The sequence below is a fragment of the Streptococcus sanguinis genome, from assembly GCF_020729765.1.
In the GTDB taxonomy this organism is placed as follows: Bacteria; Bacillota; Bacilli; order Lactobacillales; family Streptococcaceae; genus Streptococcus; species Streptococcus sanguinis_Q.
The window spans coordinates 1-1,403 of record NZ_JAJEPD010000009.1; the positions used below are offsets into that span (position 1 = coordinate 1).

General features: G+C 30.8%; 1 protein-coding gene and 1 pseudogene. Both read left to right on the forward strand.

Annotation, left to right across the window (positions count from 1 at the left end; translation table 11 throughout):
- Window positions 1–99 precede the first annotated feature (99 nt).
- Window positions 100–858 (forward strand): annotated as a pseudogene (locus K4H96_RS00250) (helical hairpin domain-containing protein); the annotation flags it as partial.
- Between the two features lie 103 nt (window positions 859–961).
- Window positions 962–1,186 carry a helix-turn-helix domain-containing protein gene (locus tag K4H96_RS00255; RefSeq protein WP_004261340.1) on the forward strand — a complete coding sequence of 75 codons (225 nt, stop codon included), beginning with the start codon at window positions 962–964 and terminating at the stop codon, window positions 1,184–1,186.
- Window positions 1,187–1,403 lie beyond the last annotated feature (217 nt).

The following is a 1,403-nucleotide window of genomic DNA, read 5'->3' on the forward strand; positions in this document are numbered from 1 at the left end:
TTTTTCGGAAGCGGAATCCACAGGATCGCCGGCAAAACATCGTGTTGCTAACAGATAGCGGTAGAGAACTTGTAGAAACAATGTGGTTAAAAATGCTAGGAGTTGCCGTCAGAAGAGATGGTATGGAAATCTTATCAAGATTTCAAGAGAAATAGGGATACAGTTCATGAGTTTGAGGTAGAGTTGAATCTTAATCAAATAGAAGAAGTAGTAGACGATGGAATGTACATTAAGGTACATTTTGGCATTCGACAAGAAGGACTTATTTTTGTACCAAATATTCAGATCAATATGGAAGAAGAAAAAGTTAAAGTATTTATCAGAGAAACTAGTTCTTACTATGTATACCATAAAGATTCAGCAGAAAAAAATCGCTTTATGAAAGGTAAAACTTTGATTAGACAATTTAATCTTCAGTATGAACCGCAGTATATGTATAGAAGAACTTCTCTTAGCAAAATTAAAGAAAAAATAGAACAATTAGATTTTCTTATATCTGCGGAAAATAGTCCGAATGATTTTGAAGATATAACAAATGATTTCATTGCCCAAATATCATATCTAGAGAATATGATTGAACAAGTCCAAAATAAAATTGATGATTTAACTAATTTAGAGGAAGTATTGTTGAATAATACGACAAATAGTTCTAGCAATTTAGAAAATAGTATTCAAGGTAAAAGTTCAGTAGATACAATAGAGAAGGATTTATGCATATATAAAGGAAAGATTGAAACACTGAAGGAACAACATAGAGAAGCAATAAATTTATTTSAAATATTTAATAAAACAATAAAGAAATATAAGAAAAAACAAAATATGAAATCTATTGAGGAAAATGAGATACATTTAGAGTAAACAGTTTCCTAAAAAGTATATATAGAATAGTTTCATGTGCCAATTTGTCACATATTTAAAAATAAGAAAATAACTATATTATACTTGTTTTAGGAGACAACAAATGTTGAAAAGGATTAGAGATTTACGTGAAGATGATGATTTGACACAAGAATATATTGCGAAAATCGTTTTGAATTGTACAAGATCAGCTTATTCTAAAATGGAAGCTGGTAGCAGGCTAATCTCTATAAATGACCTTATCAAACTTGCAGATTTTTACAAGGTAAGTCTAGACTACCTTGTAGGTCGAGTGGATAATAAAGAAGACCATTACTCCAAAAAGTAGTAGGTTAAGAAAGCACATTGACAATTGAATAGTCCAAAATGGTACTTTCCTCATTTGTGGAGCAGTTTTGAATGGCTCGCCATGATAAGAGCGACATTAAAACCATCAATAAAATAGAGCGATACTTTATATGCCATGATACAAATGATATACAATGATACTTCTGACCGTTCAGGCTGCCACCGTAAAAGAGCAGCAAGTGTAATTCTTATGATGA